The sequence below is a fragment of the Pseudomonas sp. TWR1-1-3 genome (genome assembly GCF_049896805.1).
GTDB lineage: Bacteria > Pseudomonadota > Gammaproteobacteria > Pseudomonadales > Pseudomonadaceae > Aquipseudomonas > Aquipseudomonas bubulae.
In genome coordinates this window covers 451,209-468,189 of the sequence record NZ_JAFCUZ010000005.1, presented here as the reverse complement: position 1 = coordinate 468,189, position 16,981 = coordinate 451,209, and the positions used below count along the sequence as shown (strand labels likewise).

The following is a 16,981-nucleotide window of genomic DNA, read 5'->3' as shown; positions in this document are numbered from 1 at the left end:
TTTTAAGGTCATTCACGCGATCAGGTCCCTGGGCTCGGTGAAGCCCAGGCGCTGGCCCTGATAGCTGCCGTCTTGCACGCGCTGGCACCACTCCAGATGGTCCAGGTACCACTGCACGGTTTTGCGCAGGCCGGTTGCGAAAGTTTCTTCGGGCACCCAGCCCAGCTCGCGTTCAATTTTGCCGGCGTCGATCGCGTAGCGCTGGTCGTGGCCCGGGCGGTCCTGGACGAAGGTGATCAGGTCGGCAAACTGCGCGACGCCCGCCGGACGCTCGGGCGCCAGTTCTTCGAGCAGGGCGCATATGCTGCGCACCACGTCGATGTTCTTTTGCTCGTTATGCCCGCCGATGTTGTAGGTCTCGCCTACGACACCTTCGGTCACGACTTTCAGCAGGGCGCGGGCGTGATCCTCGACGAACAGCCAGTCACGCACTTGCAGGCCATTGCCATACACCGGCAGCGGCTTGCCGGCGAGGGCGTTGAGGATCACCAGCGGGATCAGTTTTTCCGGGAAGTGGAACGGCCCGTAGTTGTTCGAGCAGTTGGTCAGCAACACCGGCAAACCGTAGGTACGGTTCCAGGCGCGGACCAGATGGTCGGACGCCGCCTTGCTGGCCGAGTACGGCGAGCTTGGCGCGTAGGGGGTAGTCTCGGTGAACAGATCGTCGACGCCGTGCAGGTCGCCATACACTTCGTCGGTGGATATATGGTGGAAGCGAAATGCGCTTTTTTCCGGCTCAGGCAAGGTCAACCAGTAAGCGCGGGTGGCTTCCAGCAGGCTGTAGGTACCGACGATATTGGTCTGGATAAAGTCCGACGGGCCATCGATGGAGCGGTCAACGTGGGACTCGGCCGCCAGGTGCATGATCGCCTGCGGCTGGAAACGCGCAATGATCGCGCTGACCGCTGCCTGATCGACGATATCGGCCTGCACGAATTCGTAGCGGGTATCGGTGGCAATGCTTTGCAGCGATTCCAGGTTACCGGCGTAGGTCAGCTTGTCGAGGTTGAGCACTTCATGCCCGGTATTTTTGATCAGATGACGGATCAACGCTGAACCAATAAAACCGGCGCCGCCGGTGACTAAAATGCGCATGTGGTGATTCCTTATTCCCTGAAGGCACTTAAACGTATGAGGTATAGCTTGTGGGGATGCGGCGGGGGGTGCAAGTGGGAGCTGTCGGGAAAATAGCGGTAGGGATAAAAATGCAGATTAATATCTGTTTATTCACGGTTTAAATAAGCGTTAAAACTTATAAAGTGTTTTTGTTGCCGATATTTATCGGCTATAAGTGTGCTCGCCGTTGACGCAAAGCTGAGCTGCGTCCACTGTCCTGTTTGTTTCGCACTCAAAACCCAAGACGTTTTCCAGGAGTCCAGATGACCACTTTGCACAGTTCGCCGCGCGCTGACGGCTTTTACATGCCTGCCGAATGGGCTGCGCAGACCCAGACGTGGATGATCTGGCCTGAACGTCCGGACAACTGGCGCCTGGGCGGCAAGCCGGCACAGGCGGCGCACGCGGCTGTGGCCAAGGCCATTGCGCGTTTTGAACCGGTGACCGTCGGGGTGTCGGCAGCCCAGTACGAAAACGCCCGCGCTCAGCTCGATGTGCCGAATATTCGTGTGGTCGAAATATCCAGCGACGATGCCTGGGTACGCGACAGCGGTCCGACCTTCGTGATCAACCGCAGTGGCGAAGTGCGCGGCGTAAACTGGGATTTCAACGCTTGGGGCGGCTTCGACGGTGGTTTGTACTTCCCGTGGAACCGTGACCAGCAAGTGGGCAGCAAGGTACTGGAAATCGAACGCTGCCCGCGTTACTACACCGAAGGTTTTGTGCTTGAAGGCGGCTCAATCCACGTCGATGGTGAAGGCACGCTGATCACCACGGCCGAATGCCTGATGAACCGCAACCGCAACCCGCATCTGTCACGTGAAGAAATCGAAGACGTGCTGCGCTCGCATCTGGCTGTGGACAAGATCATCTGGCTGCCGGACGGCCTGTTCAACGACGAAACCGACGGCCATGTGGATAACTTCTGCTGCTACGTTGCTCCGGGTGAGGTATTGCTGGCCTGGACTGACGACGAGCGTGACCCTAACTACGTGCGCTGCCATGCGGCGATGAAGGTGTTGGCGACCAGCACTGACGCCAAGGGGCGGCCGTTTGTGGTGCACAAAATGCCGATCCCGGGGCCGATGTACGCGACCCAGGAAGAGTGTGACGGTGTTGATAAAGTGGCTGGCAGCCAGGACCGTAATCCGACTGAGCGTCTGGCCGGTTCCTATGTGAACTTTCTGATCGTCAACGGTGGCATCATCGCACCGAGCTTTAATGACCCTATGGATGCGCAGGCAAAAGACATTCTGCAGAAAATTTTCCCGCAGCACGAAGTGGTGATGGTGCCGGGTCGTGAGTTGCTGCTGGGTGGTGGCAATATCCATTGCCTGACCCAGCAGCAGCCTGCGCCGTACAAAATCTGAGGGATGTGGGAGCGGGCTTGCCCGCGATAAATGCGCTGCGGTCTGTCTGACATACCGCAGTGATTCAATCGCGAGCAAGCCCGCTCCCACAGGGTCAGTACTTATTCAGAACTTGTACGTCCCCGTCATCACCAGGCTGCGCGGCTCGCCCGGCATGATCTGCGCGGCGCTGGTGGCCGACGCATAGTAGTAACGGTCGGTCAGGTTGGTCAGCGCACCGCTCACATCCCAGTCTTTTTCGCGATACCCCGCCAACGCATCCCAGCGCCCGTAGCCCGGCAATACCACGGTGTTCTGGTTATCGGCATAACGCTGGCCCACCAGGGTCAGGCCCGTTTCGGCGTACCAGCCCATCTCCGGCTTCCAGGTAATAAACAGGCTGCCATTGTGCTTGGCCACGCCATTGATGCGTTTGCCCTCAAGCCCGTTGTTGTCCTTGACCACCGTTGCATCCTGCACACCCACGCCGCCGCGCATGTACCAGTTGCCGCCCAGCTTGCCGCTGGCGGTCAGTTCGATGCCGCGTGAGCGTTGCAGGCCGGAGAGCAGGGTGATGGTCGGGTCGTCCGGATCCTTGGTGCGGCGGTTGTAGAGTTCCAGCTCATACACCGCCAGGGTGGTGCTCAGACGGTCATCCAGCCAGTCGCTTTTGACGCCGATTTCCTTTTGCTTGGTCAGCTCCGGACTCAGGTCGTTGGTGTTGCCTGCAGCACCGGGGGTGATGCCGATCAGGCCGCCGCCCACCGGTGAGAAGGTCTTGGTCCACGAGGCGTAGAACGAGTGGTTTTGCAGCGGCGTCCAGACCACGCCAAGGCGCGGGCTGGTGCTGTGGCTTTGGCGTTCTTCGGTCGGGATCAAGGGCCTGAGATGGTTGGTGGTCTCGACGTTAAAGCGGTCGTAACGCAAGCCGGCCAGTACCTGCCATTGATCGTTGAGGCGAAGCTGGTCCTGGACATACAGGCCCTGGCTCTCGACTTCGGTGTGGTTGTCGCTGGAAATTACCATCGGCCCGGTCGGGCGCAGGCTACGATCGGGGTTGTACACATCTACTGGCGGTACGCCCCCGGCTTTGTAGAGTTTGGGGTCGCGGCGCTGGCTGCCGAGTTCCAGCCCGGTCAGCAGGCGGTGCTCCAGGCCAAAGGTGTCAAAGCCGCCTTCGATTTCGAGGTTGTTGAAAATATTGCGGGTGGTCATGTCCTGCTGCCAGCTCTGGCGGTTCACCTTGTTGATTTTCGGGTCGTAGCCGGTCAGGTAGGTGTTTTCGAACTGGCTGTCGAGCTTGAACACGCCCAGGGTATGGCGCAGTTGCCAGTTGTCGCTCAGTTCATAGCTGAGGCGCGAGCGCAGGTTCTGGACTTTATCGTCGATAAAATCGTTTTGCCCGCCGTAGGTGGTGCCACGGCTGACATCCGCCGGGCGCCCGTCGATGCTCGGAATGCCGCGATCCGGGGTACGGTTGTAGCGGTTGTATTCGTATTGCACCAGCCAGTTCAGGTCGGGGGTAATTTGCCAGCTTATCGATGGCGCGAACAGCTGACGGTTACCGCTGACGTGATCGCGAAAGCTGTTTTTGTCTTCGTTGCCCATGTTCAGGCGCAGGCTCACGGTGTCACTCGGGTCAGCGCTAAGGTCGGCATACAGGCTGCGCAAATCCTCGCTGCCGCCCTGGGCCTGAATGCTCGACTGGCGGCCGGACTGGGGCATCTTGCTGACGCGGTTGATGATCCCGCCCTGGCTGCCACGGCCATACAGCACGGCCGCCGGGCCCTTGAGCACTTCAATACGTTCGATATTGTGCAGGTCGCGTACGTATTGGCTGTCGTCGCGAATACCGTCCAGATAAAAGTCGTTGCTGGCGTCAAAGCCGCGGATGCGCAGGCTGTCAAAACGGGTATCGGCAGTGCTGCTGACGTTGGGAATCCCGCTCAGGGCTTCGCCGATGCTGTTGATGCCGTAATCAAGGACGTTGCTGGTTTTTACCGAGTCGATGGCTTGCGGCACATAACGCGCCGGAGTCGAGGTGCGAGTCGCGGTGGTGACATCCTTGACCCGTGGGTCATCGGCCTCAGCTTCGCTGGCGCTGATCGACAGCTCCGGGAGCACAGTGGTGGCGTTACTGAATCCGGCGTACAGCAAGGCACACAGCCCCAGATTCAAGGGTGTTAAACGGCAGGGGGAGAGCATGGTTGAGGGGTGTCCGGGCGGTTGAGAGGGTCGTTATATTTTTAGGGCGTGAATGGTAATGGTTCTTGTTGCCTTATGTTAAGAATTACCAATAGCGCGCCCTGCAAATATGTTTCTGTTTGTTTCTCTGCCCTGCAGCCCTTACAGCACCTGATTCGCCCGGTTCGCGCAACACACTAAAAGGCATACCGATGTTTTTCCCTTGGCCCTGCAAGACTAGGCTGGCGTTCTGTTTTAGTGATGACCCGGAGCCCTACATGACCGCTACACCTGTCCTGCATTACATCTACGACCCCCTGTGCGGCTGGTGCTATGGCGCCAAGCCGCTGATCGACGCCGCGCGCGATATTTTGCCGGTCGTGGCCCACGGTGGCGGGATGATGGCAGGCGCACATCGCCGAGCTGTGTCGGCGCAACTGCGCGATTACGTGATGCCCCATGACCAGCGCATTGCCCAATGCACCGGGCAACCCTTTGGCGAGGGGTACTTCGAAGGCTTGCTGCGCGACACCACGGCAGTATTCGATTCGGCGCCGCCGACCACCGCCGTGCTGGTTGCCGAACAATTGGCCGGGCGCGGCCTGGAGCTGTTGGGGCGCCTGCAAACGGCGCATTACGCAGAAGGGCGGCGGATTGCCGATAAAGACGTATTGCTGGCAGTGGCGACCGAAATGGGCCTGGATGTCGATGCATTCCGCGCCGCTTACGCTGCGATGAGCGGCGATGTAACGCAGGCCCACTTCAAGGCCAGCCGGGCATTGTTGTCCCGGGTTGCTGGGCAGGGCTTTCCGACTGTTGTACTGGAGCAGTCCGGCCAGTATCAGGTGATCGACCTTGGGGAGTATTTGGGCAAGCCTGAAGCTTTTGCTGCCTGGTTGCGCCAGTGCGCTGGCGTCACCGGTACAGACACAATCGTTTCAGCGCCAGCCTGTGGCCTGGATGGTTGTCAGTAACAATTTCTGACACTTCGGTCAAAGCTTTGAAAAGCCTTGGCAATTAACAAATTTTTCACGAAATTGACACCTCGCCTTCACGGCAGCTAGGATCCCTGCCAACGCCTGTGGCGATAAGCCATACACCAACTTTTCGAAAGACCTGCACACAGTCTTCGTGCGGGTCTTTTTGTTTATGTGAAGCAACCACCACTCAATGTTTCAGCTTGAACCCCACAGCGCGCTTCTATTCAGAAATAAGGAAAATAATATGTTGAACAAACGGATAGGTCTTCTCGCTCTGGGCGTACTCAGTGCTACCCAGGCTATGGCTAACGATCAAGCTGACGCAAAAGGTTTTGTAGAAGACAGCCACCTCAATGTACTGGCGCGCAACGCCTACATCAGCCGTGACTACAAAAACCACCAACAAGACAAAGCTGAATGGGGCCAGGGTTTCCTCGGCACATTCACTTCGGGCTTCACCCAGGGCACCGTAGGTGTGGGTGTGGATGCTTTCGGCATCTACGCACTGCGTCTGGATGGCGGTCGCGGCAACAGCGGCGCGGGCGGTATCGATTTCTTCAAGCAGGGCGCCAGCGGTAAAGCGGCTGACGACATCGCCAAGGCTGGCGCTGCGGTGAAGGTTCGCGTGTCCAACACTGTGCTCAAGTACGGCGATCAAATGCCTGCGCTGCCGGTGTTGATGTATGACAACTCGCGTCTGATGCCGGAAAGCTTCACCGGTACCCTGTTGACCTCCAAGGAGATCAACGGTCTGGAAATCAACGTCGGTCGCTTCACTGCAGAGTCGCGTAAAAGTGCTGAAGCACGCGACAGCGGTGACTTGAAAAGCATCAACGTGTTCGGCGGTAGCTACAAGTTCACCGACAACCTGTCGGCGTCCCTGTACGGCTCCGAGATGGAAGACGAGCTGAACAAGCAATACGTGGGCGTAACCTACGCAATCCCGCTGCAAGACAAACAGTCCCTGACGTTTGATTTCAACGGCTACCGTACTCACGTAAAAGAAGACTACGCCCGTGACGTGCTGAAGGTTGACGGCCAGGACAACAAGATCTGGAGCCTGGCAAGCACCTACGCTTTCGGCGCGCACACGGTGACCCTGGCGTACCAGAGCAGCACCGGCGAAATCGGCTACCCGTACGGCGGCTATCGCAACGCAGGCGGCGTGGGCGACGGTGGCAACACCATCCTGCTGGCCAACTCCTACTGGTCCGACTTCAATGCCAAGGACGAACGTTCGTGGCAGCTGGGTTATGGCTTCGACTTCGGTGCCGTTGGTATTCCGGGTCTGACCTACAACATCGCCTACGTGCGCGGCACCAACATCGACGACGGTTCCGACCGTGGCCGTGGTACCGAGCGCGAAATCTTCAACCAGGCCAAGTACGTCGTACAAAGCGGCCCGGTCAAAGACCTGAGCGTGCGTCTGCGTGGCTCGTGGTTGCGCGTATCGAACAACGCCAGCGAGTACAACGTGGGCGGCAACGAAGTACGTGTATTTGTTGATTACCCGATCAGCATTTTCTGATGCTACCGACCTGTTGAACAGGTTGGACATCTGAATAAAAACGCCCCGACTGGTTCGGGGCGTTTTTTTTGGCCGCGATTAACCGCGGCGTGAGGAACGCATCCGGATGAAACCATCACTCACACTTGGGTTGGACCGAGAACTAGTTGGCCATTATCGGAAGTGTTTAAGATTATTCCCTTGAGATTATATTCCTTTGGTGGCATATTTTGAGCATGACATGGAACGTTGAGTACACCGACGAATTTGGCCTATGGTGGGAAACGCTCAGTGAAAAGGAACAGGTCAGCGTGGCGGCCAGTGTCAAATTGCTAGAGCTGCTCGGTCCGGCCCTGCGCTTCCCCCATTGCAGCGATATCAAGGGGGCGCGCTACGGTAACCTTCGCGAACTACACGTGCAGCATGGAGGTCACCCCTACCGGGTGCTTATGCCTTTGACCCACGCCGCTGCGCCTTGCTGTTGACGGGCGGTCACAAGACCGGTCACGACCGATGGTATGAAGAGAATGTCCCTTTGGCGGAAATTCTCTACGAAGTCCATTTGCAGACACTGATTGAAGAGGGCCAGGAAAATGGCTAAAAAATTTGCCGAGCTTGAAGCGCGCATGTCCCCAGAGGCGCGTGAGCAAACCCAGGCTTTATACCATCAGCATTTGCAGGAAATGCCTTTGCACGAGTTGCGCAAAGCTCAGGCGCTGAGCCAGGAGACACTGGCCAAAGCGCTGAATATCAACCAGGCGGCAGTTTCCAAAATGGAGCGGCGCACTGACATGTATATCAGTACGTTGCGTAATTACATTCAAGCCATGGGTGGCGAGCTGGAAATCATCGCGACTTTCCCGGATGGTCAGGTAAAAATAGAAAACTTCGCGCACAAATAACGCGTTCTAAAATACCCAAACCGCCAATGCCATTGAAGGCCCTGCAACGGCCAGCGGCACGATCAGGCGCGGCCGGTATGTCAGCAATATCACCAGCCCGCCAGCCGCAACGCTGAGCACTGCCGCCCACAAGGCGATACCCACTGACGGGCCCAGTTCGATAACGCCGGGGATCACCGCGCCAACCAGCAGCAGCCAGCCCAGCAGGCGCAATAGCTGGCGCTTGAACGGGCTGCCTTTGTCTGCAAACACCTGCCCATGATGGCGCTCGGTACTCAGGCTGAGTGCGCTGAAACCACTGAAACTCAACGCCAGGCATATCCAGATCATGCTGCGCTCTCTTGTCGGGTGTTGACCGTACGCGGTTGGCGCTGTGGCCGTTGCAGCGGTTGATGGCGGTTGAGTTTCCAGGCCGCGTAGCCAAGCAGCGCTGCACTGGCGAGCAAGGTCAGGTCCATGCCCGCCAGCAACCATTGGCCCTGTGCAAGGCTGGCCAGCAGATGGCTGTGTGCAAGGCCGAAACTGAACAGCGGCAAGGCTGCAAATAACCCTGCAGCTACCCAGAGCTGTTCAAGCCAGGCTCGTTTGTGGCTGCGCAGCAGTGGATGAACCAGGCACAGCAACCAGATGATAAAGAAGCTGCGAATTTCCCAGGCGCTGCGCTGGGTCATGTCCACGGGTAATAACCGATTAGCCCAAAAATAGGCGGCAATGGCCAGCGGCAGACCCGCAACAGTGCCGACATTGAGCACCTCGACCAGACGATGGCCGATGGGTGTGCGCCCCAGTTTCTGCCGTTCCGGCAGGCGTTTGACCACCCATAGCACCAGCCCGGTGGCAATCATTGCCGTACCCACGACCCCGCTGATAAAGAAAAACCAGCGCAGCGGAGCACCGGCAAAGCGGATCAGGTGCAGGCTGGAAAACACGTTATAGATCGCGTTGGGCGTGCTGATCGCAGGGGCGGGTGGGCTGTTCAACAAAGCACCACTCACACCGTCAAAACGCAGCCGTTCGCTGTTGCCCCGGTCGATCAGGCTGTCGCCACCGCGTTCACGCAGCTCGATGACGGCATCCGATGTGCCGGGCCGGGTCACGCTGATGCTGCTGACTCCTCGGGGCCAGCGCTGCTCGGCCTGGGCCAGCAGGGGGGCAACGTCCGTCAGTGGCACCTGCTCGCCCAATGGCTGATCGCCTGCACCCATTGCTGGCGCAGTACGGGCACCGCGTCCGCCGCTTTCGTTGAAGAACTTTTGGGTATCACCGCGATAGGCGCTTTCAACGCCCCAGGGCATCAACATAAACATCAGCAGCAACAAACCGCTGTAAGTGATCATCAAGTGAAACGGCAGGGCCAGCACTGCAGTGGCATTGTGCGCGTCCAGCCATGAGCGTTGTCCCTTGCGTGGACGAAAAGTGAAGAACTCCTTAAAGATTTTTTTGTGGGTGATCACCCCGCTGACAATCGCCACCAGCATCACCATGGTCGCAATACCGACGATCCAGCGCGCCAGCACTCGCGGCATGCCGTACAGCTCAAAGTGAAAACGATAAAGAAAACCGCCGCCACGGGTTTCCCGCGGGGTCACCGGTTCGGCCGTGCCCGCATCCAGGGCCACGCTTTGGCCGCCCCTTTTGACGACCGGCTGGCCGATGTCGAACCACTGTGCCTGCGCCCCGGCATTGCGTTCGCCGGGCAGGGTGAGGGTCCATTGCGCAGCGTTGGGCGCCAGGCTTTGCATGGCTTGCGCAAGGCGCTGCGCGGTCTGGTTGTCGGGCACAGAGGCGTGCAGTTCAGGTTTCATCCAGAACGTGATTTCTTCCTGAAAAAAACTCAGGGTACCGGTCAGGAACACGGCATACAGCAACCAGCCGAGTAACAGCCCGACCCATGTGTGCAGCCAGGCGTTGGCCTGACGAAAACCGAGGGCCTTCATGGCATGACTTCCCGCAGCAGCAGGTGGAGGGCCGGCGGCACGCAGCAAGCCAGGGCAACAAGCCAGGCCCGGATTGCAGATGCGGCGCTAAATGCCCAGATTGCCATCGCGCAATACAGCGCAAAGGCCAGCATGGTGGCGCCCAGTACTGCCTGCGCCCGGGGGCCGGGCAGCAACAGGCTGAGGCTCGCTGCTGCCAAGGCGGCAAACAGGTAACTGCCAAAAATGGCCAGTACGGTGCGTGCGGCAATGGCCAGACGGTAGGCCGTCTGCGGCGCAGGATTAAGGGCATCGCTCATATGAATACCTTGGGCGCGCAGCCCGGTTCAGGGTCAGAACGTATAGTTGGCTTTGACCCAAAAGCGTCGGCCGTCTTCGGCATAGGAATAATCGGAGTCCACATCCTGCTCCCTGACCTGATTGGTCAGGTTATAGCCGACCAGGCTCAAGGAAAGATCCTGGGTAGCTTGCCAGGTGGCGCCCACATCCACGGTGGTGATGGCTTGCTCGCTTTGTGCCACGGCACCGCCCTGACCCCAGGCAATGCTGGTTTCTTCACCGCGATAGCTGACGGTAGCGAAGCTGGAAACCGAGTCGATGATTTGCCAGTCCAGCGTCGCGCTGCCAGAGTGCTTGGGCGTGGCTACCAGAGGCTGGCCCTCGGCCAGTGGGTAGCCAAAGCCTAGAATGGTTGCCTCGCCGCTCGACACTTTGGAGTGCAGGTAGGTGTACTCGCCCTTGAGCTGCACCCGGTCGTTGAAGCGATAACGGGCAGCGGTCTCGATGCCGCGCACCGTGGCACCGGTGATATTGAAATAGGTGCTGTAGATGCGCCCGGTGATCGGGTCTGCGGGTACCGGGCTGCCGTCCGGGTAGTACAGCTGGCGGGTGCCGGTGTTGGCGATCTTGTTTTCGTAGTCGGTGTCGAACAGCGTGACATTACCGCTGAATTTTCCACCGGCGTCGTAGTAAAGGCCGATTTCGCGGTTTTCGCTTTCTTCCGGTTTCAAATCCGGGTTGCCCCAGGTGTAAGCACCACCGCGTTGCGGCAGGCCGATATTGGGGTTGGTCTGGGTGATGGTCGGCGACTTGAAGCCCTTGGCCACACCGCCTTTTAGCGTCCAGTCCGGATTGAGGCGCCATACGCCGTAAAAGCGTGGTGTCCAATGGCGACCGAAGAACTCGTTGTCGTCCATGCGAATACCGGTGGTCAGGCTGAAGCTGTCAGTCACGCTCCATTCGTTCTCGGCGAACAGCGATTTTTCTGTCATCGAAGTGCCAATCCCAGCACCCTGCGGGCTGGCGTAATAACCGTCCGCCTCCAGCTCGTCTTTTTTCCACTGGGCGCCGGCAACAAAGACGTTGCGGTCAAACGGCAGGCTGATTTTGCTTTCGAATACCGAGTTGGTGACTTCAGGCGTGACGCTCTGATTGCCGGTCTGGACATCGCTGGCGCGGGTCGCTTCTTCGCGATACAGGCTGATATCGGTAGTACCGAAATCCCAGTTGCCGGTGTGGGCCAAAACATAAGTATCGCGGGTGTACTGGTTGTTGTTTTTCGCGGCTGTAGGCGCCAGGCTTTTGCCCGGGTTGTTCCAGAACTCCTGCTCGGTGCGGCCGGCTTCGAGCATGAACTCCTGTTGCTCATCAGGGGTCAGCCACAGGCGTGCGGTGCCGCTGTGGCGGGTCGATTTGGAGAAACCGTTGAGGATTTTGTCCTCGTCGCGTTGCTTGTCGTAGCCCCAGAGCTGAATGCCGAGACGGTCTTCGACCAGCGGACCGGACACGTACCCGTCCAGTTGCGTGCTGTCACCTGCTTTGGAGCTGTCCTGGAAGGTGTGGTCCGCGGATACCGATCCTGACCATTGCCGCGCCACTTTGCGAGTGATGACGTTGATCACCCCGCCCAGTGCTTCGGAGCCGTAGAGCGTGGACATCGGGCCGCGCACCACCTCAATACGATCAATCGCTTCGACGGGCGGTATCCAGTTCATGCCCAGGCCTTCGGAGGTGCCGCCCTTGAGCGTGACCTGGCTGGTGTTCTGGCGACGACCGTCAATCAGGATCAGGACGTGGCTGGACTCCATGCCGCGAATGGAAATCTCGCCCTTGTCACCGCCGATGATGCTCACGCCTTCAACATTGCGTACCGCATCGGCGAGCGAGCGGAACTGCTTGTTTTCCAGCTCTTCGCGGGTGATGACCGAGATACTGGCGGGGGCATCGCGCACGTCCTGGCTGAAGCCCGAAGCCGTAACCACCGTTGAGCCGACCTCCAGTGGCGCGGCATTGGCCGTTGCCCCGGAAGGTTGTTCTTCTTCATCGGCGCAAACTGCCGTCAGGGGCAGGCCAAGGCTGACCAGTGCGGTAAAAATAGCCAGAGGCTTGCGGGCAAAAGGAGAGGGGGCAACGGTGCTGCGGCGGTGGCAGTTCATAAACAGCGTTCCTGGGATTCTTGCTATTGCGCAAATGAAAATAATAAGCTGTCTCAGTTGCGTTTCTTGTTTGCGAATGTTGCCAGCTCAACCTGACCGGAACCTGACGAGCCCCTGTTGATTTCCCCCTGCGCCGTTTTTTATCGTCGTGGCTGACCTTTTTGTGGATTGAAGTAAATGAAAGTGCTGGTTGTTGAGGATCACCGGGCACTGCGCGGTTTGCTGATCGAGCATCTGGTGCAGGCCGGATTTGCCGTGGATGGCGCCGAAGATGGGCGCACGGCCCAGGCTTTGCTGGAAGTCGGCAGCTATGACGCGATGATCCTGGATCTTGGCTTGCCGGACATGGACGGCATGTCACTGCTGGCCATGCGTCAGCACAGCGCCAATGCCGATTTGCCGTGCATCATCCTGACTGCGCGGGATGCCCTGCAAAGCCGGGTCAACGGGCTGAATGCAGGCGCGGACGACTACATTCTCAAACCCTTCGACATGCAGGAACTGGAGGCGCGATTGCGCGCAGTCTTGCGTCGCCCCGGCAGCCGTGTGAGTACCCTGTTGCGCTGCAACAACCTGGCATTCGAACCTGAAACCCGGCACTTGAGCGTTGATGGCAACACCCGGATAACGGTGCTGGCCCGGCGCGAAGCCATGTTGCTGGAAGAAATGCTGCGCATTGCACCGCGTATCGTGATCAAGGAGCAACTCGAAGAGCGGCTTTATGCTTTCAATGAGCCGGTGACCCTCAACGCCATCGAAGCGCTGGTCTCGCGGTTGCGCCGCAAGCTCAGTGAGGCGGGCGCCCATAGCCGCATCGAAACGGTTCGCGGCTTGGGTTATCGCCTGCTCAGCGTCGATAACCGGGCATGATTAAACGCAGCCTGCGCTGGCGCCTGCTGACCGCGTTGCTGTTGGTCTTTGCCCTGGGTTTCGGCAACCTGGCGATTTACCTGTACGGCACCCGCGACGAACTGCGCCGCGGGGTGATGACCATTGAGGCGCAGGTAATTGCTGATGGTTTTCGGGTGGATAGCGACCCTGCCAGCCTGCCGCGCCAGTATGCCGGTGGCGAACTGTCTTATTCGTTGTATTCGGCCGATGGTCGATTGTTGTGGAAGTCCGAAAACCTCAAACATCCCCGTCGGCTCAAGCAGCCAGGTGCGGACCCGGGCTGGATGCGCTGGAGCGCTTTCAGCGGGCGGGTGGTCAGCGTGCCCGTGGAGTTGCCCGAAGGTGCCATATTGATGGTGGCCAAGCAGGATAATCTTGAGCGCGAAGTGATTGGCAACCTGCTGGCGGCCCGCTTGCGCCAGAGCCTGGTGATGATGGTACCCATCGGTTTGCTGTCATTGGGCCTGATCCTTTTATTGCTGCACTGGACCTTGCGTCCGGTGCGGGTGGCGGCCAAGTTGGCGCGCAGTATCGGGCCGGCAAACCCAGAACAACGTATCCCGCTGGACAACCTGCCGAGTGAAATCCAGCCCCTGGCGGCTGCGGCCAATACGGCGCTTGATCGTTTGGCTGCGGCCTACACTGCCGAACGGCGTTTCGTGGCCGACGCAGCCCATGAACTGCGCACGCCGTTGACCGTGCTGGATTTGCGCTTGCAAGCAGCCCGGCGCACAGGGCAGGTCGAGTGGCCTGCGCTGGACATGGAAATGCGCCAGATGCGCCGTTTGGTGACTCAGCTACTGGAACTGGCGCGTCAGGAAGGCGAGGCCGCCCAAGGCCATAACGGGCAGCAGCGCACCCATCTCTCGCGTCTCACTCGCGAAGTCTGTGCCGCGCTGTTACCGCTCTTTGAGGCCAGTGGTCGGGTAATCGAGGTGGATATCACCGCAGGTTGCGAATGCCGGGGCAATCCCGATCAGTTGCGTGAAGCTTTGGGCAACCTGCTGGAAAACGCCCTGGTCCACGGCAAGGGCACTGTTCAGGTGACCCTGCGCAAGGTGGCCGGGCACTTGCAGCTGGAGGTCAGCGACCAGGGGCAGGGTATTGCGCCAGAGGAGCGCGAAGCCATGTTCCTGCGCTTTCGCAAGGGCCGGCAAAGCAGCGAAGGTACCGGGTTGGGGCTGGCGATTGTGCGTCAGATCGTGCAAAACACAGGTGGTCATGTAGCGTTCGTACAGGCGCCAAACACCACCATCAGGGTCAGTTTGGCCGTTGCTCAATCGTCTGTTCCTGAGCGCACATGTGCAGCCAGTTCATAAACACCTGCAAGCGCTTGGGCACCACATTGAGCGGTGGGTGCACCAGATAATAATCATAGTGACCGTACTGCCTGAAACCGCCAAAAGGCAGCACCAGTTCGCCGCGATCAACACGTTTTTGCACCAGTTGCTGGCGCCCGATGGCGATCCCCGCGTGGCTCATAGCGGCCGTGACGCACAGGTCCGAACGGTCGAAGGTCAGGGTACGTTTGGGCAGTGCCGCGAGCAGGTTGTGTTGTTCGGCCCACAGGGTCCACTCGGCATCATAGGCGGCATGGTCCCAGGCCAGGGAGTCGTGCAGGGTGGTGCAGTTGCTCAGATTTTGCGGGTTTTCGTGCAGACGGTGACGCTGCGCATATTCCGGGCTGCACACCGGCGCCATGCATTCGCGCATCAGCCGCTGGCTGGTGAGGCCGGGGAATTCGCCGTTGGCGTAGTACAAGGCCAGATCTATTTTGCGTGTGCGAAAGTCGACATTGTCATTGCCCACCCGCAGGTCCAGTGAGACCAGCGGATAGCGCTCGATAAAGTCGGCCAGCCGGGGCACCAGCCAGCATTGGGCCACCGATGGCCTGGCATAGAGCGCAATGGCTCCGGCAATTTCTGGCTGTGACGAGCGTTCAAGTGCTTCGGACAATTCTCCCATCGCACTTTGCAGAATTTCGAAAATTCGCTCGCCTTCGTCAGTCAGGCTGACCTGGCGGGTAAGGCGCTGGAACAGCTTCATATTCAACGCCGTTTCCAGCCGGCTGATACGGTGGCTGACGGCGCTGGCGGTCAGGCAAAGTTCCTGCGCAGCGCGGGCAAAACTCAGGTGTCGGGCGGCCACCAGAAAGGTATGAAGGTTGGCGAACTGGCTGCTGTTGAGCCGTGAGCTGATGCGGGGAGGAAGATTAAGCACGGTAGTTTGCCCTCAAGCCAAAGGCCGACTTCTTGCAGAATGTGGCAATGAGTCCATCTTGCCACATCCGCTTTACGCCTGAGTCAGCCCAGTAACTCACGACCCTTGGCCAGATAGGCGTCCATCTCGGCCGCAGGCACCATATTTCCTCCCGTTGCCCACACCAGATGGGTGGCGTTGGCCATGGCCTGCGGGCTCAGGCCAGCGCGGGCCAGATAGCCTTGCTGCTCGCCCAGTACCCGGGCAATACCTGGCACACCTGCCAGTGCGGAAGGCTCAAGGCGCAAGCCTTCACTGCGTTCCATCAGGGCCAGCAGACTGTACATTTCCTCATCGCTGACGGTGTAGAAGCCGTCGAGCATGCGCTGCATGGCCTTGCCGACAAAGCCGGAAGCTCGGCCCACGGCGAGGCCGTCTGCCGCCGTGACATTATCGATGCCGAAATCCTGCACGCTGACTTCGTCGTGCATCCCGGTGTACACACCCAACAGCATGCAGGGCGAGTGGGTCGGTTCGGCGAAGATGCAATGCACTGCATCACCAAAGGCCAGCTTGAGGCCGAAAGCCACGCCGCCGGGCGCGCCACCGACTCCGCAGGGCAGGTACACAAACAGGGGATGCTGGGCATCCACGGTGATTTGCGCCGCCGCGAACTGCTGTTTCAAACGCTCGCCGGCCACTGCGTAGCCGAGGAACAGATTGACCGAGTTTTCATCGTCGACAAAATGGCAACTCGAGTCGGACTCAGCCTGCTGGCGACCCTGGGCCACGGCCACGCTGTAATCGCTTTCGTACTCCACCACCGTCACGCCATGGGAGCGCAGTTTGTCTTTCTTCCATTGCCGGGCATCGGCCGACATATGCACGGTCACTTGAAAGCCCAGCGCAGCACCCATGATGCCGATCGACATGCCGAGATTGCCGGTGGAGCCAACGGCGATTTTGTACTGTCCAAAAAAGGCCCGGGCCTTGTCGCTGTGCAGCAGCGCGTAGTCGTCGTCGAGCTTAATCAGGCCACCGGCCAGGGCCAGGTCTTCGGCATGCTTGAGCACTTCATAGATCCCGCCGCGGGCCTTGATCGAGCCGGAGATGGGCAGATGGCTGTCGCGCTTGAGCCACAGCGCGCCATTGAGGCTTTGCCCGTAACGCTCGCCGAGCAACGGCTGCAAATGCGTCAGGGGCAGGATGTCCGACTCGATAATGCCAGCACTGTCCTCTGTCTCAGGGAAGGCAACCCGCAGGTAGGCAGCAAACCGCTCAAGGCGTGCGCTGGCATCGGCCACGTCGGCACTGGTCAGGCCTGTATCGCCAAGCGCCTGCGCCACCGGTGCCACCCCGGGGTTGAACCAGGTGGTTTCTTGCAACGCGACCAGTTCGCGGATCAGCGGGAAGCTGGCGCACCAGTTTTCAAGTGTTCTGCCCAAAATCATGGCGGGGTCCTTTAAACGATAAGTCTGAAT

General features: G+C 59.3%; 14 protein-coding genes and 1 pseudogene. 7 read left to right on the top strand and 8 right to left on the bottom strand.

What is annotated here, in order from left to right; genetic code table 11:
* Positions 1 to 12: 12 nt before the first annotated feature.
* A complete protein-coding gene (gene rfbB / locus ACP7BE_RS20525) occupies positions 13 to 1,095 on the bottom strand; it encodes a dTDP-glucose 4,6-dehydratase (protein ID WP_095000743.1) in 1,083 nt (360 codons plus the stop codon).
* 284 nt (positions 1,096 to 1,379) lie between these two features.
* On the opposite strand from rfbB, the gene aguA reads away from it, so the two are divergent.
* Positions 1,380 to 2,486, top strand: a complete 1,107-nt coding sequence (aguA, locus tag ACP7BE_RS20520; protein ID WP_095000744.1) for an agmatine deiminase — start codon at positions 1,380 to 1,382, stop codon at positions 2,484 to 2,486.
* 105 nt (positions 2,487 to 2,591) lie between these two features.
* Here the strand turns inward: aguA and ACP7BE_RS20515 are convergent, their stop codons facing one another.
* The gene (locus ACP7BE_RS20515) at positions 2,592 to 4,670 is read right to left on the bottom strand and encodes a TonB-dependent receptor (RefSeq protein ID WP_095000745.1); all 2,079 of its coding nucleotides are present in this window, start codon (positions 4,668 to 4,670) and stop codon (positions 2,592 to 2,594) included.
* A gap of 257 nt (positions 4,671 to 4,927) precedes the next feature.
* Between ACP7BE_RS20515 and ACP7BE_RS20510 the strand changes: the two genes are divergently transcribed.
* From ACP7BE_RS20510 to ACP7BE_RS20495, 4 genes and pseudogenes are all read left to right on the top strand, one after another.
* A complete protein-coding gene (locus ACP7BE_RS20510) occupies positions 4,928 to 5,623 on the top strand; it encodes a DsbA family protein (protein ID WP_095000746.1) in 696 nt (231 codons plus the stop codon).
* A gap of 250 nt (positions 5,624 to 5,873) precedes the next feature.
* The gene (locus ACP7BE_RS20505) at positions 5,874 to 7,157 is read left to right on the top strand and encodes an OprD family porin (RefSeq protein WP_095000747.1); all 1,284 of its coding nucleotides are present in this window, start codon (positions 5,874 to 5,876) and stop codon (positions 7,155 to 7,157) included.
* Positions 7,158 to 7,372: 215 nt separating this feature from the next.
* Positions 7,373 to 7,737: pseudogene (locus tag ACP7BE_RS20500) on the top strand (type II toxin-antitoxin system RelE/ParE family toxin).
* Positions 7,730 to 8,038 carry an XRE family transcriptional regulator gene (locus tag ACP7BE_RS20495; protein ID WP_095017778.1) on the top strand — a complete coding sequence of 103 codons (309 nt, stop codon included), beginning with the start codon at positions 7,730 to 7,732 and terminating at the stop codon, positions 8,036 to 8,038. Before ACP7BE_RS20500 ends, ACP7BE_RS20495 begins: the two are co-directional and overlap by 8 nt.
* A 6-nt stretch (positions 8,039 to 8,044) precedes the next feature.
* Here ACP7BE_RS20495 and ACP7BE_RS20490 read toward each other — a convergent pair whose 3' ends face one another.
* The 4 genes from ACP7BE_RS20490 to ACP7BE_RS20475 are packed head-to-tail and all read right to left on the bottom strand — an operon-like array spanning position 8,045 to position 12,410.
* Complete coding sequence (locus ACP7BE_RS20490; protein WP_095000750.1) at positions 8,045 to 8,368, bottom strand: DUF3325 domain-containing protein; 324 nt, start codon at positions 8,366 to 8,368, stop codon at positions 8,045 to 8,047.
* Positions 8,365 to 9,975, bottom strand: a complete 1,611-nt coding sequence (locus ACP7BE_RS20485; protein ID WP_153379214.1) for a PepSY-associated TM helix domain-containing protein — start codon at positions 9,973 to 9,975, stop codon at positions 8,365 to 8,367. Before ACP7BE_RS20485 ends, ACP7BE_RS20490 begins: the two co-directional genes overlap by 4 nt.
* The gene (locus ACP7BE_RS20480) at positions 9,972 to 10,274 is read right to left on the bottom strand and encodes a hypothetical protein (protein ID WP_426107054.1); all 303 of its coding nucleotides are present in this window, start codon (positions 10,272 to 10,274) and stop codon (positions 9,972 to 9,974) included. Before ACP7BE_RS20480 ends, ACP7BE_RS20485 begins: the two co-directional genes overlap by 4 nt.
* Before the next feature lie 33 nt (positions 10,275 to 10,307).
* On the bottom strand, positions 10,308 to 12,410 hold the full coding sequence (locus ACP7BE_RS20475) for a TonB-dependent receptor domain-containing protein (RefSeq protein WP_426107052.1): 2,103 nt from the start codon (positions 12,408 to 12,410) through the stop codon (positions 10,308 to 10,310).
* Between the two features lie 177 nt (positions 12,411 to 12,587).
* Between ACP7BE_RS20475 and ACP7BE_RS20470 the strand changes: the two genes are divergently transcribed.
* Positions 12,588 to 13,280 carry a response regulator transcription factor gene (locus ACP7BE_RS20470; RefSeq protein WP_095000754.1) on the top strand — a complete coding sequence of 231 codons (693 nt, stop codon included), beginning with the start codon at positions 12,588 to 12,590 and terminating at the stop codon, positions 13,278 to 13,280.
* Positions 13,277 to 14,620 (top strand): sensor histidine kinase, encoded by a 1,344-nt coding sequence (locus ACP7BE_RS20465; RefSeq protein ID WP_426107049.1) that lies wholly within the window; start codon positions 13,277 to 13,279, stop codon positions 14,618 to 14,620. The genes ACP7BE_RS20470 and ACP7BE_RS20465 overlap by 4 nt, the downstream gene beginning before the upstream one ends.
* On the opposite strand, the gene dsdC is transcribed toward ACP7BE_RS20465, so the two are convergent.
* Entirely contained in the window at positions 14,562 to 15,521 is a 960-nt protein-coding gene (gene dsdC / locus ACP7BE_RS20460) for a DNA-binding transcriptional regulator DsdC (protein WP_095000756.1), read from the bottom strand. The genes ACP7BE_RS20465 and dsdC overlap by 59 nt on opposite strands.
* 83 nt (positions 15,522 to 15,604) lie before the next feature.
* The gene (gene dsdA / locus ACP7BE_RS20455) at positions 15,605 to 16,951 is read right to left on the bottom strand and encodes a D-serine ammonia-lyase (protein WP_426107047.1); all 1,347 of its coding nucleotides are present in this window, start codon (positions 16,949 to 16,951) and stop codon (positions 15,605 to 15,607) included.
* Positions 16,952 to 16,981 lie beyond the last annotated feature (30 nt).